The organism is Bacillus sp. S10(2024), assembly GCF_050473865.1.
GTDB lineage: Bacteria > Bacillota > Bacilli > Bacillales > Bacillaceae_G > Bacillus_A.
In genome coordinates this window covers 1,378,416-1,404,513 of the sequence record NZ_JBFLUR010000002.1, presented here as the reverse complement: position 1 = coordinate 1,404,513, position 26,098 = coordinate 1,378,416, and the positions used below count along the sequence as shown (strand labels likewise).

Annotated in this window: 21 protein-coding genes and 4 pseudogenes; 18 read left to right on the top strand and 7 right to left on the bottom strand. The window is 32.3% G+C overall.

Features of this window, described 5'->3' with window-relative positions; all coding sequences use genetic code 11:
• Window positions 1–487: 487 nt before the first annotated feature.
• Window positions 488–1,033 (bottom strand): GNAT family N-acetyltransferase, encoded by a 546-nt coding sequence (locus AB1280_RS07250; protein ID WP_272189962.1) that lies wholly within the window; start codon window positions 1,031–1,033, stop codon window positions 488–490.
• Between the two features lie 431 nt (window positions 1,034–1,464).
• On the opposite strand from AB1280_RS07250, the pseudogene AB1280_RS07245 reads away from it, so the two are divergent.
• Window positions 1,465–1,816: pseudogene (locus tag AB1280_RS07245) on the top strand (DUF3139 domain-containing protein).
• A 182-nt stretch (window positions 1,817–1,998) separates the two neighbouring features.
• On the opposite strand, the pseudogene AB1280_RS07240 reads toward AB1280_RS07245, so the two are convergent.
• Window positions 1,999–3,429 (bottom strand): annotated as a pseudogene (locus tag AB1280_RS07240) (IS4 family transposase).
• A gap of 283 nt (window positions 3,430–3,712) precedes the next feature.
• On the opposite strand from AB1280_RS07240, the gene AB1280_RS07235 reads away from it, so the two are divergent.
• The gene (locus AB1280_RS07235; RefSeq protein WP_429755392.1) at window positions 3,713–4,717 is read left to right on the top strand and encodes a phosphotransferase; all 1,005 of its coding nucleotides are present in this window, start codon (window positions 3,713–3,715) and stop codon (window positions 4,715–4,717) included.
• A 497-nt stretch (window positions 4,718–5,214) separates the two neighbouring features.
• Here the strand turns inward: AB1280_RS07235 and AB1280_RS07230 are convergent, their stop codons facing one another.
• The 3 genes from AB1280_RS07230 to AB1280_RS07220 form a co-directional block, all read right to left on the bottom strand.
• Entirely contained in the window at window positions 5,215–5,802 is a 588-nt protein-coding gene (locus AB1280_RS07230; protein WP_429755391.1) for a GNAT family N-acetyltransferase, read from the bottom strand.
• 26 nt (window positions 5,803–5,828) lie between these two features.
• Complete coding sequence (tsaA, locus tag AB1280_RS07225; RefSeq protein ID WP_429755390.1) at window positions 5,829–6,290, bottom strand: tRNA (N6-threonylcarbamoyladenosine(37)-N6)-methyltransferase TrmO; 462 nt, start codon at window positions 6,288–6,290, stop codon at window positions 5,829–5,831.
• Between the two features lie 410 nt (window positions 6,291–6,700).
• Window positions 6,701–7,372 carry a hypothetical protein gene (locus AB1280_RS07220; protein WP_429755389.1) on the bottom strand — a complete coding sequence of 224 codons (672 nt, stop codon included), beginning with the start codon at window positions 7,370–7,372 and terminating at the stop codon, window positions 6,701–6,703.
• A 215-nt stretch (window positions 7,373–7,587) separates the two neighbouring features.
• On the opposite strand from AB1280_RS07220, the gene AB1280_RS07215 reads away from it, so the two are divergent.
• The 6 genes and pseudogenes from AB1280_RS07215 (at window position 7,588) to AB1280_RS07190 (ending at window position 12,234) form a co-directional block, all read left to right on the top strand.
• On the top strand, window positions 7,588–8,094 hold the full coding sequence (locus AB1280_RS07215) for a hypothetical protein (RefSeq protein WP_429755388.1): 507 nt from the start codon (window positions 7,588–7,590) through the stop codon (window positions 8,092–8,094).
• A 471-nt stretch (window positions 8,095–8,565) separates the two neighbouring features.
• Window positions 8,566–9,270 carry an alpha/beta hydrolase gene (locus AB1280_RS07210; RefSeq protein WP_429755387.1) on the top strand — a complete coding sequence of 235 codons (705 nt, stop codon included), beginning with the start codon at window positions 8,566–8,568 and terminating at the stop codon, window positions 9,268–9,270.
• A gap of 381 nt (window positions 9,271–9,651) precedes the next feature.
• Window positions 9,652–10,311 carry a serine/threonine protein kinase gene (locus AB1280_RS07205; RefSeq protein ID WP_429755386.1) on the top strand — a complete coding sequence of 220 codons (660 nt, stop codon included), beginning with the start codon at window positions 9,652–9,654 and terminating at the stop codon, window positions 10,309–10,311.
• 122 nt (window positions 10,312–10,433) lie between these two features.
• Window positions 10,434–10,778, top strand: coding sequence for a MerR family transcriptional regulator (locus AB1280_RS07200; protein ID WP_429755385.1), 345 nt, complete (start codon window positions 10,434–10,436; stop codon window positions 10,776–10,778).
• 170 nt (window positions 10,779–10,948) lie between these two features.
• A pseudogene (locus AB1280_RS07195) lies at window positions 10,949–11,221 on the top strand (barstar family protein).
• 146 nt (window positions 11,222–11,367) lie between these two features.
• Complete coding sequence (locus AB1280_RS07190; protein WP_429755384.1) at window positions 11,368–12,234, top strand: MBL fold metallo-hydrolase; 867 nt, start codon at window positions 11,368–11,370, stop codon at window positions 12,232–12,234.
• A gap of 154 nt (window positions 12,235–12,388) precedes the next feature.
• Here AB1280_RS07190 and AB1280_RS07185 read toward each other — a convergent pair whose 3' ends face one another.
• Entirely contained in the window at window positions 12,389–12,616 is a 228-nt protein-coding gene (locus tag AB1280_RS07185; RefSeq protein WP_429755383.1) for a hypothetical protein, read from the bottom strand.
• 332 nt (window positions 12,617–12,948) lie between these two features.
• Here AB1280_RS07185 and AB1280_RS07180 point away from each other — a divergent pair, with 332 nt between their 5' ends.
• The 5 genes from AB1280_RS07180 to gpmA all read left to right on the top strand — a co-directional run bounded on the left by AB1280_RS07180 (window position 12,949) and on the right by gpmA (window position 19,158).
• Window positions 12,949–13,659 carry a class I SAM-dependent methyltransferase gene (locus AB1280_RS07180; RefSeq protein WP_429755382.1) on the top strand — a complete coding sequence of 237 codons (711 nt, stop codon included), beginning with the start codon at window positions 12,949–12,951 and terminating at the stop codon, window positions 13,657–13,659.
• Window positions 13,660–14,203: 544 nt separating this feature from the next.
• Complete coding sequence (locus AB1280_RS07175) at window positions 14,204–16,099, top strand: endonuclease MutS2 (RefSeq protein ID WP_429755381.1); 1,896 nt, start codon at window positions 14,204–14,206, stop codon at window positions 16,097–16,099.
• A 154-nt stretch (window positions 16,100–16,253) separates the two neighbouring features.
• The gene (locus tag AB1280_RS07170; RefSeq protein WP_429755380.1) at window positions 16,254–17,576 is read left to right on the top strand and encodes a DEAD/DEAH box helicase; all 1,323 of its coding nucleotides are present in this window, start codon (window positions 16,254–16,256) and stop codon (window positions 17,574–17,576) included.
• A 99-nt stretch (window positions 17,577–17,675) separates the two neighbouring features.
• On the top strand, window positions 17,676–18,368 hold the full coding sequence (locus AB1280_RS07165) for a DUF3888 domain-containing protein (RefSeq protein WP_429755379.1): 693 nt from the start codon (window positions 17,676–17,678) through the stop codon (window positions 18,366–18,368).
• 52 nt (window positions 18,369–18,420) lie between these two features.
• Window positions 18,421–19,158 (top strand): 2,3-diphosphoglycerate-dependent phosphoglycerate mutase, encoded by a 738-nt coding sequence (gpmA, locus tag AB1280_RS07160; protein ID WP_429755378.1) that lies wholly within the window; start codon window positions 18,421–18,423, stop codon window positions 19,156–19,158.
• Between the two features lie 167 nt (window positions 19,159–19,325).
• Here gpmA and AB1280_RS07155 read toward each other — a convergent pair whose 3' ends face one another.
• Window positions 19,326–19,790: a hypothetical protein gene (locus tag AB1280_RS07155; RefSeq protein WP_429755377.1), complete on the bottom strand. Its 465-nt coding sequence runs from the start codon at window positions 19,788–19,790 to the stop codon at window positions 19,326–19,328.
• 401 nt (window positions 19,791–20,191) lie between these two features.
• Here AB1280_RS07155 and AB1280_RS07150 point away from each other — a divergent pair, with 401 nt between their 5' ends.
• The 5 genes and pseudogenes from AB1280_RS07150 to AB1280_RS07130 all read left to right on the top strand — a co-directional run bounded on the left by AB1280_RS07150 (window position 20,192) and on the right by AB1280_RS07130 (window position 26,090).
• Window positions 20,192–21,658, top strand: coding sequence for an aminoacyl-histidine dipeptidase (locus AB1280_RS07150; protein WP_429755376.1), 1,467 nt, complete (start codon window positions 20,192–20,194; stop codon window positions 21,656–21,658).
• 360 nt (window positions 21,659–22,018) lie between these two features.
• A complete protein-coding gene (gene plsY / locus AB1280_RS07145; RefSeq protein WP_429755375.1) occupies window positions 22,019–22,567 on the top strand; it encodes a glycerol-3-phosphate 1-O-acyltransferase PlsY in 549 nt (182 codons plus the stop codon).
• 13 nt (window positions 22,568–22,580) lie between these two features.
• Window positions 22,581–23,633: pseudogene (locus tag AB1280_RS07140) on the top strand (aminotransferase class V-fold PLP-dependent enzyme); the annotation flags it as partial.
• 409 nt (window positions 23,634–24,042) lie between these two features.
• Window positions 24,043–24,777, top strand: coding sequence for an SDR family oxidoreductase (locus tag AB1280_RS07135; RefSeq protein WP_429755374.1), 735 nt, complete (start codon window positions 24,043–24,045; stop codon window positions 24,775–24,777).
• Window positions 24,778–24,827: 50 nt separating this feature from the next.
• Window positions 24,828–26,090: an MFS transporter gene (locus tag AB1280_RS07130; protein ID WP_429755373.1), complete on the top strand. Its 1,263-nt coding sequence runs from the start codon at window positions 24,828–24,830 to the stop codon at window positions 26,088–26,090.
• The last annotated feature ends 8 nt before the right edge of the window (window positions 26,091–26,098 follow it).

The window sequence follows — 26,098 nt, the reverse complement described above, 5'->3', positions numbered from 1 at the left end:
AAATCTAATGATTCTGGGCCATCGTCTAATTTATTAGGAAGGATTATGTACCATAAACTCCATCCTTTATACTTTGATTCGTTAGGTAAGTATTTATCTAAATTTATTATATATCCCGAAGCAGATTCGTATTTTGAATGTATACTTTTGTTGTTAATTTTGATGATATTAGATAGTTTGGTTTGAACCCAATGATTTAGGCAATTTGAAAGTAAACTAATATTCAAAAGTTTACTTTTAAAATAACTAGTTAAAGATTTAGTTCTAAATGTAAGTTTAAAATAAAGTTTGATTAAAAATATCTTTTAAACACATATATGGCTCCAAATAGAAAGAATCCATTTTAAAAAAAGATTGATTAAAATGGATTCCCTTTAGGCAGATTTAAGTTGAACTTTTATAAAAAAATTTAATCATTTTCCAGCTACACTCTTTCTACAATCGTACCCATTGACTATTATAAATGTAACGACGCTATTGCTAAGGGCTATTCAAATATTAAATACCAATATATCGCCACTTCTTCAGTTAGGTGATTGATGCCTTTGTAGACAAATTTGTCAAAGCCACCAATAATGAAACCATACCGTTCATAAAACTTACATGCACTTACATTATTATTTTGCGTCTCTAACATAATACCAGCCAAATCGTTATCTTGAGACCAATTTTTGACCTCATCCATGAGAAGGCGACCGATTCCATGACGCCGATTTTTTCGATCTACTTTGATGTCTTCGACGTAAGCAAACTTATTCCAGTTTCGTCTAACTAAGACCATGCCGACAATATCACCTCCATCAATCGCTAAAAAAATCGCTTGATCTGGATGATTGATATATTTTTGCAAGTCAAGTAGATCATCTTGATTCTCTGAATACTTTTTCTCATAAGGAAAGACTTCCCTCACACTATACTGGATGGAATGCTCAGTTGCCATTAAGAGAAGAATCGAATCCACTTCGAACTGATCATCGATGGTAAAAGAATAATTCAGATCTTCCTTTGTAAATTTTTTAATAGTTATATCCACTTTTGGACCTCCCATATTATTTGTAACCTAAGGGATATGTTACCTAAACGTATTGTAATATGGAGGACCTCTTATAAAAATTGAAAAAAGTTATGTGTTATGCTCAAATAACATAAACAATCCCTCCCTCATAGTTGACTTTAATATTTTATCCCATAAAATGGATCGTTTGTTGTATTCTTGCAATCCAACTTGTCAACATATTGTATCAAACTTTTTTATGAATTATCGAACTTTATTTCAAATGATCATTCTTTATTATAAATTATCAAACTTTGTTTCAAAACCACACTAAAATATAATTTTTGGTGTAATATTTCGCTTTATGGATAAAAATTTATATTTATTGTATTATTGAATGAGATTAAAAAACAATTTAAGTTTTGGTAATTGTTGATATTAATCTCATTTTTTGTTTTATGGGAGGTTATATGAAAAAGATCATTTTTATTTTTATACTAATGATAAGTTTAATTTTAAACATTAAACTTTTTGTTGTAGATAAATACATATATGTAGGAGAACGTGAAAAACGAGAAGAAACCATTATTGCTATAATGTGGCATTTGCAAGACAAAGGATATAAAGAAAGTGATATTTTATCAATAAAACCAGCTTTATAGTAAAAGAGATTCTTATGGTATGAATGTACAATTCAAAGATGAACCTAATGAATCATATACTTATATAGTTTTAAAAGATCTTAAAACAAATAAATTATTTGTTCGTCAAAATAGTAATGCTCCAGGCAGTATGGGTGGGAAACATCAAGAGCTTAAATAAATTAAGGTTTACATTACATAAAAAAATATATTACTTAGAATTGGGGTACAGCCACATCGCTATCAAGCTAAGGTTAGGAAAGATCAGTTTCAGAAGAAATTTTTTTCTTTTTCTAAAAATCAGTGTAGATCATTGGAAATTTTGCATATCAAATAAACCCTATAGGGTCTCAATTTTTTTGATTACGCTACATGATTGCGAGACATAGTAAAGTTGTATATGACACCTAATATATCAAAGACTGTTTTCTTCTTGTATCGATGAGATTTTCGTCCGGTTCGCTGTAGGAGGTTAAACAGACGAAGAAGAATCTTTGATAATCCTTGGGTGTCTCTTTGTATTGCTCGAAACAGAAGAAAAAAATAGTCCTTAATCATATATATGGCTTTATATTCACTCAGCTCTTGTTTCTTTTTCATGAGAAGTAACTTCCGCATTTGAAACATAATAGAGGAACAGAGTAGAATGGCAATCAATTGCCCATACAAATGGCATTCCAATCGTTCTCGTTTTATCTTTTTACAATGATGAATGTGAAAGAATGATTTCCATGTTTTAAATAAAATTTCGATTTGCCAACGTAAAGAATACCAATCATGTACTTGTCCCATCGGGACAATATCTGTAGGGGTGTTTGTCATATATACATTGATACCACTAAGTCGTTTACTACGAGCCGAATACTTCATTCCTTTCTTTTTTTCTCTTACAGTTTGATCTTGTAATCGTTTTTGTTGTTGTTCTTTTGTTAGTCGATGAACAATCACACGAGTTGGGACTTTATCAGTCATTCCTACATAAGCGTTGGATATTTCACATGTTTGTCCTGGTTGAAGAGACTTCATTAAAACCTCCATATCTATCTGGATATACTCTGTACCTTTCTTGATTCTTCCATCTTGAAAGTAATCAGGTTTGGGGTTTTTTTGATAAATACGTGTATTCGACTTGATACGAGAGAGATAGTAAGCCTTTTTATCTTGTATATGTTGAAGATCTTTCAAATGAAAATAACCTAAATCTCGGATACATAAATCATTCACTGTTATAGTTGGGACACACAGAGAACCGTAGGTTCGATCATGTTGTTTACCTGGACCTGTATGAATATGAAGGAACTGTCCACTTAATAAATCATACTCAAGCTGAATCTTTACTCCCGCTGTATGGCTGCATCCTCCTGCACCTGGATAAACGAATGAAAAGGGATCTGGGAGTTAAAAAGCAGTGGAATCTAAAATACGAATACGCTTGAAAATAGACATCATGTGTGCAGAAAGCGATTGATTGGAACAAAGCTTTTGTGTGAGAAGAGAAGTAAAGACTTCTCTTAGAAATGCGACAGCTGCTGGATTAAAGCGTTGATTCAATCCTTCCGGGCTCATTAGTACCCCAGTGGAAGCTTCTAACCGACTGCACAATTGTGTAAGTGATGTGCTAGCGATTTCCTGACTGAGCCATACGCAAAGGGCAATGAGTTCGTTTGCTTGATATTTACTAGATCGCTTTACAAAGCCAACTTGTCTGGCGATGTCTTGTAGGACTGCTGGAGATAGAAAGCGTTGTAATTCTTGTGAGAATAGATGTAATTCTTCAGAAAGCGAGAGGTCCATAAAAAAACGCCATCCTTTCCTATGATTCTAGAGAAAGAATAGCGTATTTTTTCATTTTAAGGGATATGAAGAAATAAATAAAACACTTGTTTTATAACGTTTGTAATATAAAGATGCTTTAAATGACATTATTTATTTAAGATAGCTAAGCAAGTATGCTCGGGTGTCTTAAATAAAATATTTCAAGATTTTTCGGAATTTTATGTTAAAGTGTTTATATAGTTTATGTCTTATTCAACTAAGCATGCGTTAGTTGAATAAAAAATTTAAGGAGATTAGTGGAATGGTTGATATTCAATTATTTAAAAAGTTATGTGTTGAGTCACAACTTGGTGAAATAGCTGGGGTTCCAGTATCAATATCAGGTGGTCTTTTACATAAGATGTATGCTATTGAAACACATAAAGGAAAATATGCCATAAAAATCTTAAATCCTCAAATTATGATAAGATCCGATGCAATGATGAATTATATTAATTCAGAGAGAATTGCTAATTTAGTATCGGAGAAAGTACCTGCTGTTCCAGCTAAAATAATTAATGGTGATGTTATTAAAACAATAGATAACCAATTCTATATTGTTTTCGATTGGATAGAGGGTAAAACACTAAAACCAAATACAATTAATTGTAGTCATAGCGAAAAAATAGGTTCTATACTCGCTGATATCCATAGGACAGATTTTTCTGAGCTTCACATAAAAGAAGATTTAGGAAACAATGAACAATCCATAGAATGGAAATATTACATTCAAAAAGGACAAAAAAGTAATACTGAATGGGTTGAATTACTGCTTGAAATTGTTGATAAACTTTATGAGTGGAGTGAGTTAGCAAACAAAGCAAATAGATTACTTTCAGCAAATTTAGTTATTAGTCATAGGGATTTGGATCCCAAAAATGTTTTATGGAATAAAGATAATCCCGTTTTAATAGATTGGGAGTCGGCTGGTTATGTCAATCCAATGCACGATTTAATTGAAACTGCATTATACTGGTCTGAAGATGAGGCGGGAAACGTAGATAAAGAAAGATTTTTTGCTTTTATAAATGGATATAAAAAGAGACACGGAGAAACTCAGGCAGATTGGTCTACTGTATTAGAAAGTGGCTTTTTAGGAAAATTAGGTTGGCTTGAATATAATTTAAAGCGTTCCTTGTGGATTGAATGTGCAGATGAAGAAGAACAAAAGATGGGTACAACACAAGTAATAGGAACAATAAAGGAAATTAAGGATTATGCAGAGACAATTTCAAAGTTAGTTGATTGGATTAATAATGAAGAATAAACATTAAAAAGTATGCAAAAACCGCTCAGAATAAAATCTGAGCGGTTTTTTAATGCTATTTATATTGTTATTTAGCATTAAAATTGAACTTTTAACCATTTTCCATATACAGAGATATAGAATTTTCGTTTTGGGGGTGTTTCAAAATAATTTTTTTATCTCTCAACAGTTAACAAATTATGGAAATTAAAAATATGAGATGTTTTCTAATTTAGCCTTATTTGGAACATCATCAATGATTACAATTTGATAGGCACTGTCCCTTCCTTTTGCGGGCGCAAAGATCAAGTGAATTTTAATGTAGGCAAATATGTATAGTTAGCTTTCATTTCCCTGCAATCATTGACTTTGTCCATATTCTCCTTATATCCTCAAAATCAGCAAGAAAAGTATAGATTCAAAACATGATAAAGAGGTAGTGACAGGGTTGCTGTCATAGACCGCAAAGTATCGCTTATAAACTACTAAGTTTCATTACCAAAAACCCCTTCCGTATTCTAAGAAAGAGACATCCTATTCACATAATCCTTGTTATCAGTAGTTACTTTAATTAATTTTTTACTTAAAACAACACTTCTGTAATTTGTAATTTCCCAATTGATATATTCAATAAAACGATATCCCTTATCACCATAATATTTAATAAGATGACCGGCTCCCTCAGCTGTATCTAATGCGAGCTCCTCTATCCCTTCTTTTATTGCTAACTCTTCAACTAATTCAATCAACTTTCTTCCGATTCCCATTGATTGATAAGAAGGATGGATGCCAAACTGGCCTATTGTTGCTACATTATCTTTGTTATACCAATTACATCCTTTGTTTTTCTCTGGTGAGTAATAAGAAATTGAACCAATAATTTTATTATTTCGAATGGCAACAAGGCATAATGCCTTATTAATTCGTTCAAGAGTAATACTAGAATCCTGATGACTTGCCAGATAATTAAAACCTAAATCAGCCAGTTTTTTATATGACTTATTTAATACTTGGGTTAACTGTTCAATATCATCTTTCTTATTATCGAAAACACGAATATGTATCCCGTTATAACAAGCTAAAATATTTTTTTGAACTGTGCTCACATATATACCCCCTTTTCTCTATCACATCACTTCCAATAATCTTTCATTAAAACAGTAGACCAATTTGCTTGTTTAATTTCCTTCTTAGGAAGAAATTCCTTCATTACAGGTTTAATATCAATAATAGGCGTTCCATCTATTGCATCTAATCCTTTTACCACTAACTTATTTCCAGTATGCTCTATCAATTCAACTGTAGTTACACCCAATTTATTCGGTCTATTTTTCCCCCTTTGCGAAAAAATGCCAACTTTCGGGAAATTAGGGTTATTTCTTGGGTGCCTTGCTTCATACTGGACTTTATCATCAGATACTTTATCAAAGTAAAAAATCACTTCTAAGTGCGAAAAATCTTCTATTCCTTGTAATGCAGATTCATTTAATTCATCAGTTAGTTCAATTACTGAAAAAACACAACCCCAATTATCATCTCTCATTTCTTCACGAGAATTATGAACATATGCAACTGGTTTAATTGTAATTTCCATATAAACCCCTCCAGACACTCCTTTTTATTAATCCTATAAGACATTTAGCGATAATTAAATTTTGTTTTTCTTATTAATTTAATAAGTTTTACTAATAACCTACTAAAAAAATATTTCACTCCCTAAAATTATTTCTATTATGGGTCCCACCCCATGCCTATCAAGCTAAAAGAGCTAGTTATCCCAAAACAATAAAAAAGAGAAAAACATACAAAATTTCCGTTTTGGGGGTATTAAAATCTCTTAAGTTGATGGGCATGGGGTACCGCCAGCATTTTGAAAAAAAACACGCTAAGCAAAAATATAATGAGCTGCCCATATGGATAGCCCATTTACAAAATTCTCGAGAGCGGAAGTGAAAAATGCTACTTATTTAACATTAGCACTTCGTTATTTCAAGAACCATTGAGTTAATAAATATATCTAAAAGTCTCATATTTTTCATACTTGATAATAGTTTTAAATTCTTCTCCACCATTTTTATCCTTTAACAAAGCATCCATCTTATCATTTTTAATATTGTAATGCTTCTTATTCAGAAAGCCTACACTTCGGAGTGTTGGATGGTCTAAAATTGGTGATAAGTCGCCATCTAAGACATTAGTATCGACAAATCTAAAGTCAATTAGATTAGGAAATTGATTTAAAAAATTCAAATTCTCAAGATTACCGCAAGAATTAAGGCACAGAACTCGAAGATTTTTCAAAGTGAATAATTCTTCATTTGGTACAAATTTCTTTGATTGATTAATATGTAAATGTTCTAGCGTATCGACTAATCCAGACAAACCAAAATCATTTTGTAATTTAGTACAATAATGTAATTCTAAACGCTTTAATTTATTCATTTTTTCTATCCCAAGGAAATCTTGTATATTAGACCAGTTTAATTCCAGATAGAGGAGCTTTTCTGAAATACTAACAAAGTTGCCCGGCCTATTCTTTTTATGATGCCAAAGAGTTAAATACTCAATGTTTTCAAGTTGTATCTCATTAAATTTATCTTCTTTTAAGTTTAAGTAAGCCTGAAGATTATCTGGTATTTGTTCAAACCAAATCGTGTTATTTCTCCAGTTATCCATTTTAAATCGCTCCTATATTCACCATTATTTCTTTTATCTTATCAGTTGGACTTATTAAACTAAACTGCCTGTTAGCTAAATAGAGACAATGAATACCTTAACATAACGCATCATCCTAGGAATAAAAATGAATTTTCTGAAAAACACACTTTTATTACCTTTTAATGTAAAATTATCCTTATGTTTTAATTTGTTGGATATAGGAAGGGAGCCCTATGAAATCTTTAATAAAAATAACATGTACAGCATTTATACTTACAAGTTTAATGGCAGCTTGTAGTGAAGAAACTACTCAACCAAAGAAATCAAAAGAAATATCTGAAAATATGGAAAAGGATGCACTACTATATGGAGAATTTATAAAAGGCGGATTTTACAGGGCGACAGTTGAAAACGCAAAATATGAAACAGTAGATAACATGGGGAACATTACAACTCATGTTACGATCAATAATGTTCGAAACGATGAAAAAGCAATTGATCTTTCAGAAATAAAATATTTCGTTAAAGATGAAAAGACAGGACAAAAATATGAAGGTCAACCTATGCCTATATACGAAGATAAACTTAAAAATGTTCCAGTTGGCTACGCTTTAACTTTTGAAATCTCATTTATGATGAAAAATCCACCAAAAGATTTGAATAATATGTATTTATATATGGACAGTAAGATTGACCCATTAGATACCTATTGGAAACTTGATAATCTAGTATCTAAATAAAAAGATGCCTAATTTAGACGAGTCCACTGAAAAAGTCCACATCATAAAAAGAAGGCCTCTACCACCTACTGTATATAGGTTGATAGAGACCTTTCTGTTTTCAACATACTGATGAAATGCGTATGGTTTTTTCAAAACAATCACTTTTTCAGTGCCCTTAATTTAGACATCTTTTCTTGTTTAGAGCGTTGTTGTACCTCTAAAGTAAAGTTTGATCATTTATAAAAAAGTTTGATAAGAAATCCTGTGAGCTAGGATTTCTTATTTCACTAACGGAGCAGATCAGCTCAATAAGGGAATCAAAATCGACAAACTTAATTCACAGTCTCGATGTTATACAGATGTAGAGAGATATTATAATTCATTCATGATATATTAGGAATAGTTTGATTTCTTTAAAACTAAGTAGAAGAATATAAAATGTATGTGATTTTTTGCTCAATCTCATATGTCTTATTCTATGGAGGAAATATGCTTAAATCTAATTTGAAAATTAGTAATATTCCCGCGGTTTTGTGGGGAGAAAAGAGTGGGGAAATTTTTATTGCAGTACATGGAAACATGTCAAATAAGGAAGATGCAGTTATTCAAATATTAGCCGAAGAAGCCAATCAAAAAGGTTATCAAGTATTAAGCTTTGATTTACCTGAGCATGGAGAAAGAAAAAATGATAATACTCCTTGCAAAGTACAGTTTTGTGTTAATGAATTATCTATAATTATGAATTACGCAAAAGAACATTGGAAAGAAGTAAGCTTGTTTGCATGTAGCATGGGAGCTTATTTTAGCCTTTTAGCATATCAAAATGATGTGTTAAAAAAGGCGTTATTTTTATCACCAGTAGTTAATATGGAACGAATTATCGAAAATATGATGAGATGGTTTAATGTAACACCAGAGCTTTTACAAAAAGAAATGACTATAGAAACACCTAGTGGTCAAAAGTTATATTGGGATTATTTATGCTATGTAAAAGAACATCCTATTAATACATGGAATACAGATACATATATTATGTATGGAGCCAAGGATGAATTGTGTGAATTTGAAACTATTAACAACTTTACAAAAAAACACCGTTGTGAATTAGAGGTCATGGAAGCAGGTGAACATTACTTTCATACTGAAGAACAGTTGAAGGTATTTGAGCAGTGGTTACACAAGCATATCGATTAACAAATTACAATTTATCTAAAGATTTAATGAAGGACCTGCTAGAGAAGAATTGTGAATATATAAACTGATATTATATTTGAGAGACATTATAAATGTGAATTTATTCACTTAAATTATTGGGTACGTTTGTTCAATAAGGTGCATTAATTTATCAAACTTTTTTATAAAAAGGGGGTTCTGAAAAATAGAAAAGAGCCATCGTTTCGATCAATCTTTGTTCAAAACAATGGCTTTTTATATGCAGTATAATCAAGGGTTTAGAGTGATTTTTAATCAATCTTTATTCCAAACTAACATGAGGAAAATTAAATTGTATATGTTTTGACATATTCATTTTAAAATGTGGATGGGACCCCTTTTAACAAAATCGGAGTGGAAATAATGAGTATAAATAGTTTTGTGGGATTGATAAAGGACGAATTATTAAAAGAGGTGAGCATAAGAAGTGAGGATGAATTCGAGCCTGTAGTAGTTAAAGATATTCCTAGACTTTGGAAGTGTTTAGGGGCAGGTAATTATGCCGCAGTATTTATGCACAAAGAATACAAAGATTGGGTAGTGAAAGTTTACGCGCGAGAAGGAGAAGGAATTGAAAAAGAGTCAGAAGTATACCGAAGAATCGGAAATCATCCTTCTTATTCGAAGCTTATATATAAAGGAGAAAATTTCATAGTATTGAAACGTTTAAAAGAAATTACCTTATACGATGCTATTCATAAGGGGATTAAAATTCCTAAGCAGGTAATCCTTGATATCAATGAAGCTTTAGCGTATGCAAGGGAACAAGGATTAACTCCTTGTGATGTTCACGGGAAAAATGTGATGATGGAAAACGGAAGGGGATATGTAGTCGATGTATCTGATTTTTTAAAAACAAAAGAAGATAGTAAGTGGAGAGACCTAGAAAAGGCATATTTTACAGTTTACTTGCCTTTCATTTATAAATTGCCTTTCCCTGTTAAAATACCGTATTTCATGTTAAACATTGTTAGACGTTCATATAGAAAATATAAGAAGCTTAAAAAGAAATTCAAATTGTAAAAGGACTACATACTTATCTTTAGGTTAGATAAGTGAACCACTAGTAAACAAAAGGACCGTACATTTTAGATATGTCTAATATGTACGGTCCTAATTTTATAACTTCATTAGGAAATAACCTAATGACGATTGGAGAGGTAGCAAATAAAGCGAAAATTTCTACTTCTACTATACGATATTGGGAAAAAGAGAGATATGTTAATTCAAAGAGAGGTGAAAATAATTATCGCTATTTTAATTCATATCAGTTTATTAAAATTTTGTTAATGAAGCTTACACAAAAAGCTGTGTATTCACACGAAATTGTTCAATTAAAAAAATCTATTAGAAATTTGGAGGAATACAATATTGAAGGGGCAAAAAGCATTGTCGAGGAGTGCCAACAACATTTAAATAAACGTAATCAAGAACAGTTACATGGACTATACTTTTTATATCGATTATGTGCAAAGTTAGGATTAAAATAACTAAGAAAATATTAATATGGGATACCTCCACATCACCATCAAGCTAATATTTGAGAAACCTCCCAAAACGAAAAATTCACCTTTTCACAATTATTTATGAGAATTCGGCTCACTTTTTGTTTTGGGGAACAATTCATTTCTTAAGTTGATGGGCATGTAGCGATACCCCTATGAAAAAAATATTGAATGGACATGAATTTATAAGCAAAGAGGCTTTACATAAAATATTAAAGGAAAGGTTCGAGTTAGCTGATTATTATGGAGAAAATGCTGATGCTTTATGGTAATGTTTAACTGGATGGATAACTCTTCCTTTAACAATTGAATGGGCATGTTTTGAAGAGAGTAAGAAATTTCTTAGTTCTTATGCAGAACTGATTTTAGAAACTTTTCAAAATGCACAGAAAGAAATGATAGGAGAGTTTTTCATCATTGTAAAGTAATTTTTAATTTTCATATAATCAATATAATTGAAAGGTGAGTTCGTATCCCAAAAAAGATTAAAATATTCGATTCTAGTAATTAAAATATAAAGCTAAGAAATTTCTTGGGTGGAAATTTTTTATAGTCAAAAATGGAGGCAATAGTTATGCAGCAAATAAAAAAAATAGGACATTCATTTTGGTATATGACACCTATTTCTGAAACAGATAGACCTATCTTAGGAATGGTAGTTGGAAAAGAAAAGACTTTGATGATAGATGCAGGTAATTCAGAAGCACATGCACATTTGTTTTTAGAAATGCTAAACGAACAGAACATCTCAAATCCAGATTTCGTTGCATTAACACACTGGCATTGGGATCATATTTTCGGATTACCTGTATTAAAAAATGCTTTGTCTATCGCACATAGTGAAACAAAAAAAGAGATGCATACACTCGTTTCTTATGAATGGACAGATGAGGCCTTGGACACTCGAGTAATAGAAGGTAAAGAAATTGAATTTTGTGCTAGTTGTATAAAAAAAGAATTCAGTGAACGACCAAGAAATATTCAAATTGTCTTACCGTCATTAACGTTTCAGAAACAACTTGAATTAGATCTTGGTGATGTGACATGTGTGTTAAAGCATGTGGGAGGTGACCATTCACATGACTCCGTTGTCATTTATATTAAAGAAGAAAAGATATTGTTTTTAGGGGATTGTATCTATGCAGATATTTTTTCTTCGAAGTGGAACTATACAACGAAACGGACGTTTGAATTAATACAAGAATTAGAGAAATTTGATGCTGAGACCTATATTCTTTCACACGGGAAAGCAATTGATCGAAATGAGTTTTTACAAGAGATTCATTTGTTAAAAACAGTAGGTACATACACGGAAACATATAAAGGCGATGCAGAAAAAATAAAAACAGCATATAAACAAGAACTTGATAGAGAATTAAACGAAGTTGAGTTAGAAACAATAGCGTACTTTGTAAATGGTTATGAAATGGTTAACTTGTAACATACTACTTCATTCCGAAGAACGACATTTAATATAAAAGAGCCACTCTTTTAGAGAGAGGCTCTTTTATATACATGCAAGAGAAATAGGCGCTGATGAGAAATCCACACTGATGGCGAATGTATCATCTTCGTAAACAGTATGCAGAAATGGTTTAACTTGTATCTTTTTTATCACTGCCTTTCTTTATTACTTCTAAGAGATCGTGATGATGATGTAATCTATAAATTACATATGCCCAAACATACCAGTCTAAATTTTGTTTTATATTTGCTAACTCGTTAAATCCATCTATAAAATCACCTTTACCTAAGACAAAAGAAAAAATAATAATTATAGCTGTTGTTACCCAAAATTCAGCACTAATCAAAAAACGAATCACTAATAGTTTCACCCTCCTTTTGATGTATTTATATATTTAGCTAATAAAGATAAAAGGTTATGAAAATTGATTCCTATGATAGATTATGTAAGAGATTAGAAGGGGCTTGTACTATTTTCTAAAACAAAGAGGATTAGTTGGATCAATGAAACAGAGGGATAAAAATGAAGGGTGATTTATATTTCTAAACACTTTGTTTGTATATATTCTTATTTTTATGGAACTTAAGGTCATTTTAGATATTCGAATGATTTAAAATGCTTAAGTAGAATACAGTTAATATTTGGTATAATGTTATGGTAGCTATAATTTATTGGAGGGGAAATTCACTTATGAAAAATGAAACTTTACATAGTATGGATGATGTGATTACAATGTTAGACTCTCTATTAAGATCTCCTGAACCATTTTGGAATCAGTTCTATTCTAATCGCGATAAAGAAGTCCCTTTCTTTGCTAATGTACCGGATGAAAATTTAGTTTCTTATTTTGATAGATGTATGATTCAGAAAGGAAAAGTATTGGAGCTAGGATGTGGTCCTGGTCGAAATGCTTTGTATTTAGCAAAAACAGGCTGTGAAGTTGATGCAGTGGACTTATCAGAAGAAGGGATAAAATGGGCGGAAGAAAGAGCGGCTAAGCAAAATGTGTCTGTTCATTTTATTTGTAAGTCTATTTTCGATTTACAAGCCTATAACCAATATGATTTCGTATATGATTCAGGTTGTTTACATCATATCCCTCCTCACAGAAGAATTCATTATGTGGAGTTAGTCAAACAAGCATTAAAGCCAAACGGGTATTTCGGTTTAACGTGCTTTGCTGCGGGAGAATTAGATGAAAAAAATGGTTCGGAAATATCAGATTGGGATGTATATCGAAGCTGGAGTTTACAGGGAGGAATTGCGTATTCAGAAGAGAAACTACGTGATGTTTTTCAAGAGTTTGAGGTTATTGAACTGCGTAAAATGGAGGAAATTAAGCAACCGAATGAAGTGTTTGGGGAAGCATTTCTTTGGACAGCGTTGTTTAGAAAGAAATAGTAATTATGATGCAAAGAACAATTTTATGTACCTTTACTTGAATTTGTACATATAGTATAATAATTCCATAATTTAGATTTCAATGAGAATAAAAAATAAATTAGACGAGGTGCTTTTTGTGAGCGGAGTAGTATCTAAATAGGCAAAAATTTAATGAAATAAATCTGATGACGAAGGGTATTTTTCTATCAATATGTACCCTGTATTTGGTCATGGATTTATTTAAGTTACCTATGAAGATACCTACAACACTTTATAAAGCATGTAGTGGTATTTATTATTAAAGAGTTAAACCTTTATTTCAAGAAGGTTTGTTTAATAATAAATATTTGTTTCTACACATGTCTTGTAAATGTATGTAAAGCTGTGGTATCCCCACAGTTTTTTTATTTTTTTACGACTTTTGGATAGGAAGAGTTCTTCCATATGGATGGGGACCGATCCTCACTGAGAGAAGTTTTTCCTTATATAAGCTTATTGAAATCTTATTATTAGGTATCTTCATACATGATTCAATTATTAAATCATAGTGAGGAGAACAAAAATGAATACAATGACTTTTGAAAAGTTACAGTATAACGAATTGAAGGAAATAGTCAAATCATATTGTGTAAGCGGATTAGGAAAACAATTATTAGATAAACTGCAACCAAGTTCGAATATAAAAGTAGTCAAAAATCGTTTACATGAAACAACTGAAGCAAAAGCGATATTAAATACAGAAAGTCACGTTCCATTAGTTGGGATCTCTAATATAGAAAATATAATTGGAAAGCTTGAAAAAGGGCTGATTTTAGAAGCAGCTGATTTAGTGAGTGTATCAGATTTTTTAAGAGGATGTAGAAAAATTAAGGGATTTATGTTAAGTAAAGCATTTTTTGCACCTGTTTTAAGTTCTTACGCATACTCGATGTCAGAGTTCAAAAATATCGAGGAAGAGATTCATTTTTCGATTAAAGGGAATCGAGTTGATTCTGCTGCGAGTAAGGAATTAAAGCGAATTCGAAATCATATCGAAACAGCAGAAGGAAAGATTGGAGATCGCTTAAATAAATTTTTAAAAAGTAGTGCAAATAAGGAGTATATTCAAGAATTCTTTATTAGCAAAAAAGATGATCGATTTACTGTTCCTATTAAGGCTTCTTATAAAAATCAAGTTGCAGGAACAATTGTAGAGATGTCTTCTAAAGGTTCAACAGTCTTTATGGAACCAGCTGTTATTTCAAAATTAAGCGGTGAGTTAGCGAGTTTAAAAGCGGAAGAGGCGATAGAAGAGTATCAAATATTAGCCACTTTATCAGGAATGATTTTTGAGAACGTTAGTGATATCAAAATTAATATTGAGCTTATAAGTCAATACGATATGATTTTCGCGAAAGCTAAGTTTAGTAAGAGTATAGGTGGGATCGCACCGAAATTAAATAGTCATGGATATATAAAACTAGTTGAATGTAAACATCCTCTTTTACAAGGTGAGATTATTCCATTAAATTTTGAGATTGGAAAAGAATATCGCAGTTTAGTCATTACGGGACCAAATGCTGGAGGAAAGACTATTGTTTTGAAAACAATTGGATTATTAACTTTAGCAACAATGTCAGGGTTTCATATTCATGGTGATGAAGAGACTGAAATTGCCCTTTTTGATTCTATTTTTGTAGATATAGGTGACAATCAAAGTATTGAAAATGCTTTAAGTACTTTTTCTTCACATATGAAAAACATTTCAGAAATTATGAGAATATCTAACAATAATACGTTGTTGTTATTCGATGAAATTGGTAGTGGCACAGAACCAAATGAAGGTGCTGCACTTGCGATTGCCATTTTAGAAGAATTTTATCATATAGGATGTATTACAGTTGCGACGACTCATTATGGTGAAATTAAACGATTCTCAGAAATTCACAGTGACTTTATGAATGCAGCTATGCAATTTCATAATGAAACATTAGAGCCGATGTATCAGTTAATGATTGGGGAATCTGGGGATAGTAACGCACTTTGGATCTCTAGAAAGATGAATTTACGGGAACGTGTTTTGGAGCGAGCACAGTGTTATATGGAAAATAAAGAGTATAACTTAGAGCTTGTAAAAGAAAATAAAATAAAGAAGCCTGAAGTGAATGCGGTGAAAACGAAAGAATCTTATGAGTATGAGATTGGAGACAAAGTAACATTATTGGATTACAATGATTCTGGTATTGTATACAAGACAAAAGATAGTTTCAATAATATTGTAGTACTATACAAAGAAGAGTTTATGGAAGTAAATTGTAAGCGCGTTATTTTGGAACTGAAAGCAGCAGAGTTGTATCCAAAAGGCTATGATTTAAATACTTTGTTTGTAAGTTATAAAGAGAGAAAGCTGCAACATGATATAGAACGAGGTTCTAAAAAAGCATTAAGAAAAATACAAAAAGAAATAAGAAAAAAATAATTCAATTGCTAGTAACCCTTCATTTAAACAGTAGTACGTTTTGAAGTGAGGGGTTATTTTATATTTGAAAAATAGAATAAATGTAATCTTCTTTTTCATATTTAGCAAAATAAATGGTACAATCAATATTTGATATGAAAAATAGTGAAAAGAAGTGATCGATTTGAAAAGTTTTTTAGAATTAGGAATTAGCACTACGTTAAATGATACATTAAGAGAAAATGGAATTGCCGAATCGACGCCGATTCAAGAAAAAGCAATACCAGTAGTACTAGCTGGAAAAGATATTATTGGACAAGCAAAAACAGGAACAGGAAAAACATTAGCATTTATTTTGCCGATATTAGAAAAAATAAATCCGCAGTCTAGTCATGTACAGGCGTTAATTGTAGCACCAACGCGAGAATTAGCATTGCAAATCACAAACGAAATTGAAAAAATGACTGTGCATGTAAATGATATTCATGTACTTGCGGTATATGGCGGACAAGATGTCTCACAACAAATGAAGAAATTACAAGGAAATACACATATTGTTGTCGCGACACCTGGCCGATTATTAGACCATTTACGCCGCGGGACAATTGAATTATCACATGTATCTATGCTCGTTTTAGATGAAGCAGATCAAATGCTGCATTTTGGTTTTTTACCAGAGGTAGAAGAAATTATTGAACAAACACCTGTTGAGAGACAAACGATGTTGTTCTCTGCTACGATGGCTAAGCAAATTCAATCGCTTGCAAAGCGTTATATGAACAAACCTGAAATTATAAAAATTCAAAGTGCAGAGGTTACAGTAAATAATATTACACAACGCGTCGTGGAAACGACTGACCGAGCAAAACAAGATACGCTTCGTCAACTGATGGAACGAGATCAACCGTTTTTAGCTGTTATCTTCTGCCGTACGAAGCGCAGAGTTACAAAATTGTATGAGGCGCTGAAAGGATACGGTTTTAATTGTGATGAACTTCACGGTGATTTATCACAAGGAAAACGCGAGCGTGTTATGAAGCGTTTTCGGGATGCTGAAATTCAATATTTAATTGCAACAGATGTAGCAGCAAGAGGACTTGATGTAGAAGGTGTTACGCATGTATTTAATTACGATATCCCAGAAGATGTCGAAAGTTACATTCACCGCATCGGACGGACAGGCCGTGCTGGTGGAAGTGGGCTGGCAATTACATTAGTTGCGCCAAAAGATAAAATGTATTTACAGCAAATTGAAAAAGGGATTAACACATCATTACAACGCCAAGTAGTAGAGCAACCTAACAAACAAGAGCCTGAGAAAAAAGAACAAAGGTCGCAAAAACCAAGAGAAAAGAAACCATTTAAAGAGAAGAAACAATTTGGTCAGTCTGGACGTCGTGATAGAAAAGAAGGACCAAATACAGAGAAATCTCGTTTTGGTCAACCAAGCAAAAAAAAGCGTAGTGCAAAGCCTGGACAGAAAAAGCGTGGACGATAAAAATATAGTAATGATTGAACATGAGTACCTTTTGAAAAGAGGACTCATGTTTTTTTATGCGTAAAAACTTTAGGACATACTAACTGGCGAGGTGATTTGGTGAAGAAACTTGTTACAATCGTCGTTTTCACTCTATTTATGTTTTCTTTAACTAGCTTCGTACATGGTGAAGAAAAGAAAAACATACAAGATTATTTTGATGTGAATATAAGTGGAGCTCGTTTGTACGTTCTAGACGATTTTACTGAACTTATAAATGAGGGGAAAATTACTTCCCTAACAAAAATGTTTTTTGAAATTTTACGGAGAGAACAACAATGGGTTCTAGAGCCGAGAGTGTATGTAAAAGGGAGTTTGGGATATGTTCATATAGTAAAACAAAATGGTGAGAATGTTCTTTATCATATAAAAAAGATACATAAGAATTGGACGGTTTTACGGGAAGAGAAAAAGGTTATAAATAGAATACCTGTACCAAAAGAACTGTTAAAGGAAGTTCTTATTGAACGACTTGTAGAGTATATCGGTGGTGCTGTAAAAGATTATTATGGTGAAGGTAGGCTATGGTACAGAGGAGACGAAAAGATAGTAAGTATTGAAAAAGATAAAGCGGAATTTGAATTTTATGTTATTGTTCAAGTTATTACGTTTAAAGGGGCCCATAATCCACCGTATGGAGAAGATACGATGCGGTTTCGAGTAAAAGGTGGAGGTAAAGTTCAACTAATGGATTACAAACATCGCGACCTTTCTGACACTGAATTATCTAAATTGAAACTAAGAACAATATAAGAGTAGTACATTATAGATGTAAAACATTTTTTTACTTGGAGGAGATATTGTTATGATTAAGCTTGTGCTTCTTCGTCATGGTCAAAGTGTATGGAATGTGGAAAATAGGTTTACTGGATGGACCGATGTTGATATGTCGACAAATGGATTGCAGGAAGCGAGAGAAGCGGGCCAGATATTAAAGGCGAATGGTTATACGTTTGACGTTGCATACACTTCTGTATTAAAAAGAGCCATTCGAACGCTATGGATTATTCTTCATGAAATGAATCTTTCTTGGGTGCCTGTCTATAAATCGTGGCATTTAAATGAACGGCATTACGGTGCACTACAAGGATTAAATAAAGATGAAACGACGAAGAAGTACGGAGAAGAACAAGTACATATATGGCGCAGAAGTACAAATGTCAGACCGCCAGCACTTACGAAAGACGATTTGCGCTATGAAGTTTCAGACCCTAGATATAAATATTTAAAAGAAGGGGAGTTTCCGCTTACCGAATGTCTAGAAGATACAGAAAAACGTGTTCTGACGTATTGGCATGAAGAAATTGTGCCAGTATTACAAAAGGGTGAGAAAGTTATTATTTCATCGCACGGTAATACAATTCGTTCGCTTGTAAAATATTTAGATCACTTATCTGATGATGGCGTTGTTACATTAAATATTCCTACGAGCATTCCGCTTGTTTATGAATTAGATGATAATTTAAAACCAATTCGGCACTATTATTTGAGTAAGGATGGAGAAGTACCAGAAGGGGAAATTCCGAAGCATGTACAACTCTAATGCTGAAAAAGTGTCTATTTTGAGTAAACGACAGAATTCTTATGAATAAACGGAAATCAAAAAGAAGACAAATTCCTATATGTAGTAGGGAGTTATCTTCTTTTTTAAAAAGGACTTTTTCAGTGCTTTCACAAAATCTGTACCTTTTTTATATGTATTTTTAATTATTATAAATTTACTTCTTTTTTAAAGAAGAAATCAACTACTAACTTAGGAGCATCATTTTTAAGTTTATAACCATCACCGGATTCTTTTATTACAGAAATCTCTTTTTTATCATTAATTAAGATGAAAAGAGTTTCTGTTGAACCGTTTTTAAAGTTAACTTCCATTTCTCTGTTTAAAGATTTTTTGGCCTTTTCATTTAAATGAGATGTAATTGGTGAACCATCTTTTATTGTTCGGACAATATCTTTGATTAAGGAATCATCTGAAGTTTGATGTTTGGTAATTATGAAATCTTCTTTAGCAGTTTGTGATTTTAATAATTTTATATTCTCTATTTCGGCATCTTTCAATATCATCAATTCTGTTGAGTCATTTGTTTCAGATGTTTTTGAAGTATTCGAAGAACAACCGATTAGATTGAAAATTAGCATAATTGCAAATGAATAGTAGAGTAATCGTTTCATTTTTCTATCTCCTTTTTCTTTTAATATACCATTATGTAACTATATATACAATTTTAACCAAACAATTATTAGTTTTCTTAAGATGATAATTACATATGATTAAATTTTAGAAACTAGGCGAATACTATACTACAAATCCAAAATAAACAAAGAAAACACATACAAATTAAATTTTTATTTTATAAGATAAGGTGAAGATAGAAGAAAGAATATAATTGTATCAATAAAGTTCAATCTAGTGGATTTTTTAATGGAACAATACGATATATCTTTTTCGAATTTTTCTCAGTATTTTTTTAATAAGTATAAAACGATGAGAAAATAGCTTATATATCGATTGGAAATGGTACAATACTTATATAAAGTTGTTATTTTATTATAACTGAAAAGAGGAGAAGCAGATGTATAACAATATAGAAGAACTAGTACAACATCCTGTATTTCATCATTTTGCAGAAATTTCAAAGATTCCAAGAGGATCGGGAAATGAGAAAGAAATTAGTGATTATTTAGTCAAATTTGCGCAAGAGAGAAATTTAGAAGTTGTACAAGATCATGCACTAAATGTCATTATTAAGAAGCCAGCAACAGCTGGATATGAGAATGTGCCAACGATTATTATGCAGGGGCATATGGATATGGTATGTGAAAAGAATCAAGCAACTGTTCATGACTTTGAGAAAGACCCAATTCAATTACGAATTGTGGGGGAAATGCTGTATGCAAATCATACGACGTTAGGTGCGGATAATGGGATTGCGGTTGCATATGCATTATCCTTATTAGACGCAACTGATATTCCACATCCTGCTCTTGAAGTCGTGATTACGACAGAAGAAGAGACAACGATGGGCGGCGCTTTTGCTGTTGACCCTAGCTATTTTAGCGGTAAAATCTTTATTAATCTTGATTCAGAAGAAGATCATAAATTGTTAGTAAGTAGTGCGGGCGGCGCGAAAGCGGTTGAAACAATTTCTATTGTTTGGGAAGAAACACCAGCTAACGTATTACCGTATCGTCTTTTTGTTGGCGGATTAAAAGGTGGACATTCTGGCATGGAAATTGATAAAGAAAGAGGAAATGCCAATAAAATTTTAGGTAGAGTCCTTTATGATTTATTCAATGAAATTGTATTTTCTATGAGTGACGTTCATGGTGGATTAAAAACAAATGCGATCCCGCGTGAAAGTGTAGCAACGATTTTACTTTCTGAAAGTGATGTGCAAAAAGTAGAAGAGAAAGTGAAAGAGTGGACAAGCATTTTACAAGAAGAACTACGCGCTGTAGACCCTGATGTGCATGTTTCATTTACGAAGTTAGAAGAAACAATTGGAAGTGTATTTGCAAAAGAAACACAAAAACAGCTTATCTCTTCATTATTCTTAATCCCTAATGGTATTCAAAGCATGAGCATGGAGATAAAAGGACTAGTGGAAAGTTCTACAAACTTAGGTGTTGTTGAAACGTTACATAATGAAATTAAATTAAGAAACGAAGTAAGAAGTTCTGTGAAAAGCTTAAAGCAACATATTGTAAATGAAATTAAGCATATCGCAGAAGTAGTGGGAGCGCAGTTTGAAAAAGAATCTGAGTATCCAGAATGGCCATATAATCCAAATTCTTCAATTCGCAGCTTGTTTGAAAAGGTGCATAAAGAAAAATATGGCACAGATGTAGAGGTTTTTGCAGTTCATGCCGGAATTGAGTGCGGTGTATTTATGGAGAAAATTCCAGGACTAGATGCGATTTCACTTGGACCAGATATGTTTCATGTTCATACACCAGATGAGCATGTAAGTATTCCATCTGTAGTGAATAACTGGGAGTATTTTATTGAAGTATTGCGAGAAGCAAAGTCATTAGTTTAAACGTATTTAAGAGAGGAAAGAGATGCTTATTCATTGAAAGCATCTCTTTTGTTTGCTGCGGTAATAACAAGACTTCTTTTATAATTTCACATACCGTATTTAAAAAATAATATAAAAAATATGAAAAAAGAGGATTTACAGCTGTAAGAGATCTATGCAAAACGTCTATATTAACTTGCAATGAATTAAAAATTAGGAATAGAGGTGCCGATTACATCTCTATTTTTTGTTCGATTTTAAAATAATTAAAAGGGGAAAGTACTAATATTTGGTATAATTAAAATGTGTTAACATACAGAAAGTCACAAAGCGTAGTTGAAAATAAGAAATCTGTTATAGATAGAGGGCGTTGATAAAACCATGGTCATATATAAGCTGTGTTATTTGTTATTCGCTTATATGTTAGGAAGTATATTAACGGCATATTTTATTATTAAATTCAAATATGATGTAGATATTCGCGAGCAAGGAAGTTGCAATCCAGGTGCAAGAAATATGGGACGTTTATACGGAAAAAGCTACTTCGTTATTACATTTATAGGTGATAGTGTAAAAGGTGCGATTGTTGTTTTTACAGCAAGTTTTTTATCAGCAGACTCTAGTTATCTTATACTCTCCCTGCTTGCTGTAGTGACTGGACATTTATATCCAATTTGGTTTCAATTTAAAGGCGGGAAAGGGGTTTCAACATTCATAAGTGGGTTTCTTGTATTCAATCCGCTATTAGTACTTCCTCTTGTTGTCATTTTTCTTATTCTATATGTCTTAATTAGAAGTTTCACAAAAGCGGGTTTAATTACCATTGCATGTGTACCTCTGTGTATGTTCTTTTTTCATTATAGTACTACTGCAATTGGGTTAAGTATCTTTCTTATTTTATTAATTTTATATGCACATAGAAAAAGATAAAGGAGTGCGCAATATGGGGGTAATTTACAAAATTGCAGATAGTCCACAGGAATTTGAGCAAATACATAAACTGAATTATAAAACATTTGTAGAAGAAATTCCGCAGCACGAACAGATTGAAAGTAAACTGCGAGTTGATCTGTTTCATGAAGAAAATACATATTTGATCTGTTTAAATGATGAAAAGTTGGTTGGAATGGTTGCAGTACGAGACAATCGACCATTTTCTCTCGATCACAAAATTCAAGATTTAGATTATCACTTACCAGAACAGGTAAATAAAATATATGAAATCCGTTTGTTAGCTGTGGAAAAAGAATATCGAACTGGGCGGGCATTTCTAGGATTGGTGCGGTTTCTATATCGTTATTTACATTTAAATGGATATGATATGGCAATCATATCAGGTACGACGCGGCAGCTTTCTATATACAAGCAAATGGGTTTTCGTCCTTTTTACAAGTTGGTTGGCACGAGAGAAGCAGCATTTCAGCCGATGTATATTACTCCAGCAATCTTTCAGCAGTCACCAATTGCAAGCCTTATTGTGAAAAAATATACATTTTTGCCTGGCCCTGTAGAAATTGCCACCAATGTGCAAAAAGCTTTTGCTTCTGTACCAATCTCACATCGCTCAAATCAATTTGCTGTCACAATGACAAATGTAAAGAAGTGCTTGCTGCAAATGACAAAAGCTGAACAAGTGCAAATTTTGCTTGGTACCGGTACATTAGCGAACGATGCAATTGCTATGCAGCTGCAAGCATTGAAGGGAAAAGGGCTGGTCTTAACAAACCGGGAATTTGGAAATCGGTTAATTCAGCATGTGAAAAGAGCAAGTTTGTCTTTTCATACATACAAAAAAGAATTTGGTGAACCATTTTCATATGAAGAAGTTGAGCAAATTCTCGCCAATAAAAAATATGAATGGCTTTGGTTTGTACATCATGAGACATCGACAGGTATGCTGAACAATCTCCTGAATTTAAAAGAAATATGTAAGCACTATAATACGAGAATGTGTGTAGACTGTATTAGTTCAATCAAAAGGAATAAAATTAGGGTATATTCAGCCTAATTATTAAAAATAGTTATTTGAACTAATAACTTTAAGCAAAAAAGGGATGTGACATATGGGAGTAAATTATTTGTATGCACATTCAACGAAAAACTGAGCTCGAACTGATAGTTATCGCTTATACCTTCTTGAAACAAGTGGAAAAAAAACGCTTGTTTCAAGAAAAAAATATACAAAAAAAAGAACACCCACAGAGAAATGTATTTTCTTTGTGGGTGTTCTTTTTTAAAAGGGAATTTTGAGAGACCTTATTTTGGTTATCTTAAAGGTGTCGAGTTTTAAAAGAATTATCATATTTATAAAAATATGTAACCTACTACTAAAGTTGTAAAAAATCTAGTCAATATGTAGCAAGTATTATTAATTGAAAAAATGTAAAATAAATTTAAGAATCAAAATGTTGGAAGGGAGAGAGAGAAAACAATTGGATAGAGAAAATAATAAAAAACTTGTGGTAATCACTGGGATAACGCAAGGATTAGGTCGGTCATTAATTGACCGTTTTTATGTACTAGGTTGGTTGATTGTTGGATGTGGTCGTTCCAAAAGTAAGATAGAACAAGTCAAGAGACAATTTGACAACAAACATGATTTTCAATCCATTGATGTTTCGGACGATAAGGCTGTTAAAGCTTGGGGAGAATATATTCTTCAGCGATACGGTGCACCAGATTTACTTATTAATAATGCCTCTATTGTAAATAAAAATGCAACGCTTTGGACTATTTCTTCGAAAGAATTTGCAAATGTTATGAACATCAATGTGAATGGTGTAGTCAATGTGATACGGGCATTTGTACCAGCTATGATTCATAATAAACGAGGGATCATAATCAATATTAGTTCAAGTTGGGGACGTTTCGGTGAGGCAGAACTTGCACCATATTGCGCTTCCAAGTTTGCTATAGAGGGTTTAACTCAATCAATGGCACTAGAATTGCCGAAAGAACTGGCAGTAGTTGCACTAGATCCAGGTGGAGGCATTTATACTTCGATGCTACAATCATGTGCACCAGAGTATGTATCGAGTTCTCCAACTGCCGAGGCTTGGTCACATGTTGCTGTTCCGTATATGCTTAGCATTACATCAAATGATAATGGAAAATCCCTTACTTGTCCTAGGGTTTGCTAAATTCACTGGTTGAATAATGATTGGTGTTAATGAATAAGAAGGTGTAAAGAATGACGAAAAATCCTCCTTTAACATATAAAGATTTATTAAAAAATAACATTCCATTTAGAAATTTATTTTTTGCATTATCTATCAGTACATTGGGTGATTGGTTTTACTCTGTAGCCCTTATGGGATTCATATATAAAACTACTAATTCACCTCAAGTAGTTAGCATGATATTGTTAGCAGGAGCCTTGCCGAGGCTTTTGTTCAGCCCTTTTGTAGGAGTCTTTATAGACCGCTTTAATAAGAAAAAAATAATGATAATAACAGATCTTTTTAGGGGATGCTTAATTATATTGGCGATTCCTTTTTCAAATTATCTACCAGCTTTGTTTATACTGACTATTTTGAACTCAGTAACAAGTATATTTTTCACCCCAGCAAGGCAAACAATTATACCTGCCATAGTCCATGAGAATGATCTTGCTATAGCTAATTCTCTTTCTAATGTGATTTATGGAGCGATGGGAATTTTGGGTGCTTCATTAGGCGGGGCATTAACGGCATTGATTTCTTATAAATTTGCTTTTTTAATTGATTCTTTATCCTTTTTTCTTTGTGCTTTAATCGTATCATTTACTGCAATTCCTTTAATAAAAAACAGCACTCAATCACAGCAGACGACTTACATGCAAAGTATAGTAGAAGGATTTAGATTTATTTTACAAAATAAGATTGTATCAGCTTTAGTGTTTGTTGGTATGTCTTGGGGAATTGTAGCAGGGGCCTATCAAGTACTAATCATCATATATGCTACTAAAATTTTTCATCCAGAAGATATTGGTATTGGGATACTTTATTCAACTCAAGGGTTAGGTACATTATTTGGGAGTTGGATTGTTGCTAAATATTATAGTACAAATACAAACAAAATGAAAAAAGTGTTTGGATGGGCCTATCTTATTCAAGGGTTATTTTTCGTATTTTTTATCATTTCGAGCCAATTATGGTTAGGTGTAATTTTATTATTTATTATGCGAGCAGCTGGAGGATTAATCTCTCCTATAGATAGTACACTGCTTCAAAAATATACACCTAATGAAATGTTAGGGCGGGTTTTTACTTTTCATACTGTTACGTATTCCTCTTTTATGCAACTGTCTACTTTTTTCACTGGTATTTTGCTAAGCTACATTAGTCCTCAATGTGTCGGGCTATTATTTGGTTTGCTTTGTGTGATTGTGAGCTTATATTGGTTAATTTCATACTACACAAACAAATTGACTGAACCTGTTGGAAAGCAACCAAGTATAGAACGTTCTTGTTAGAAGGATTT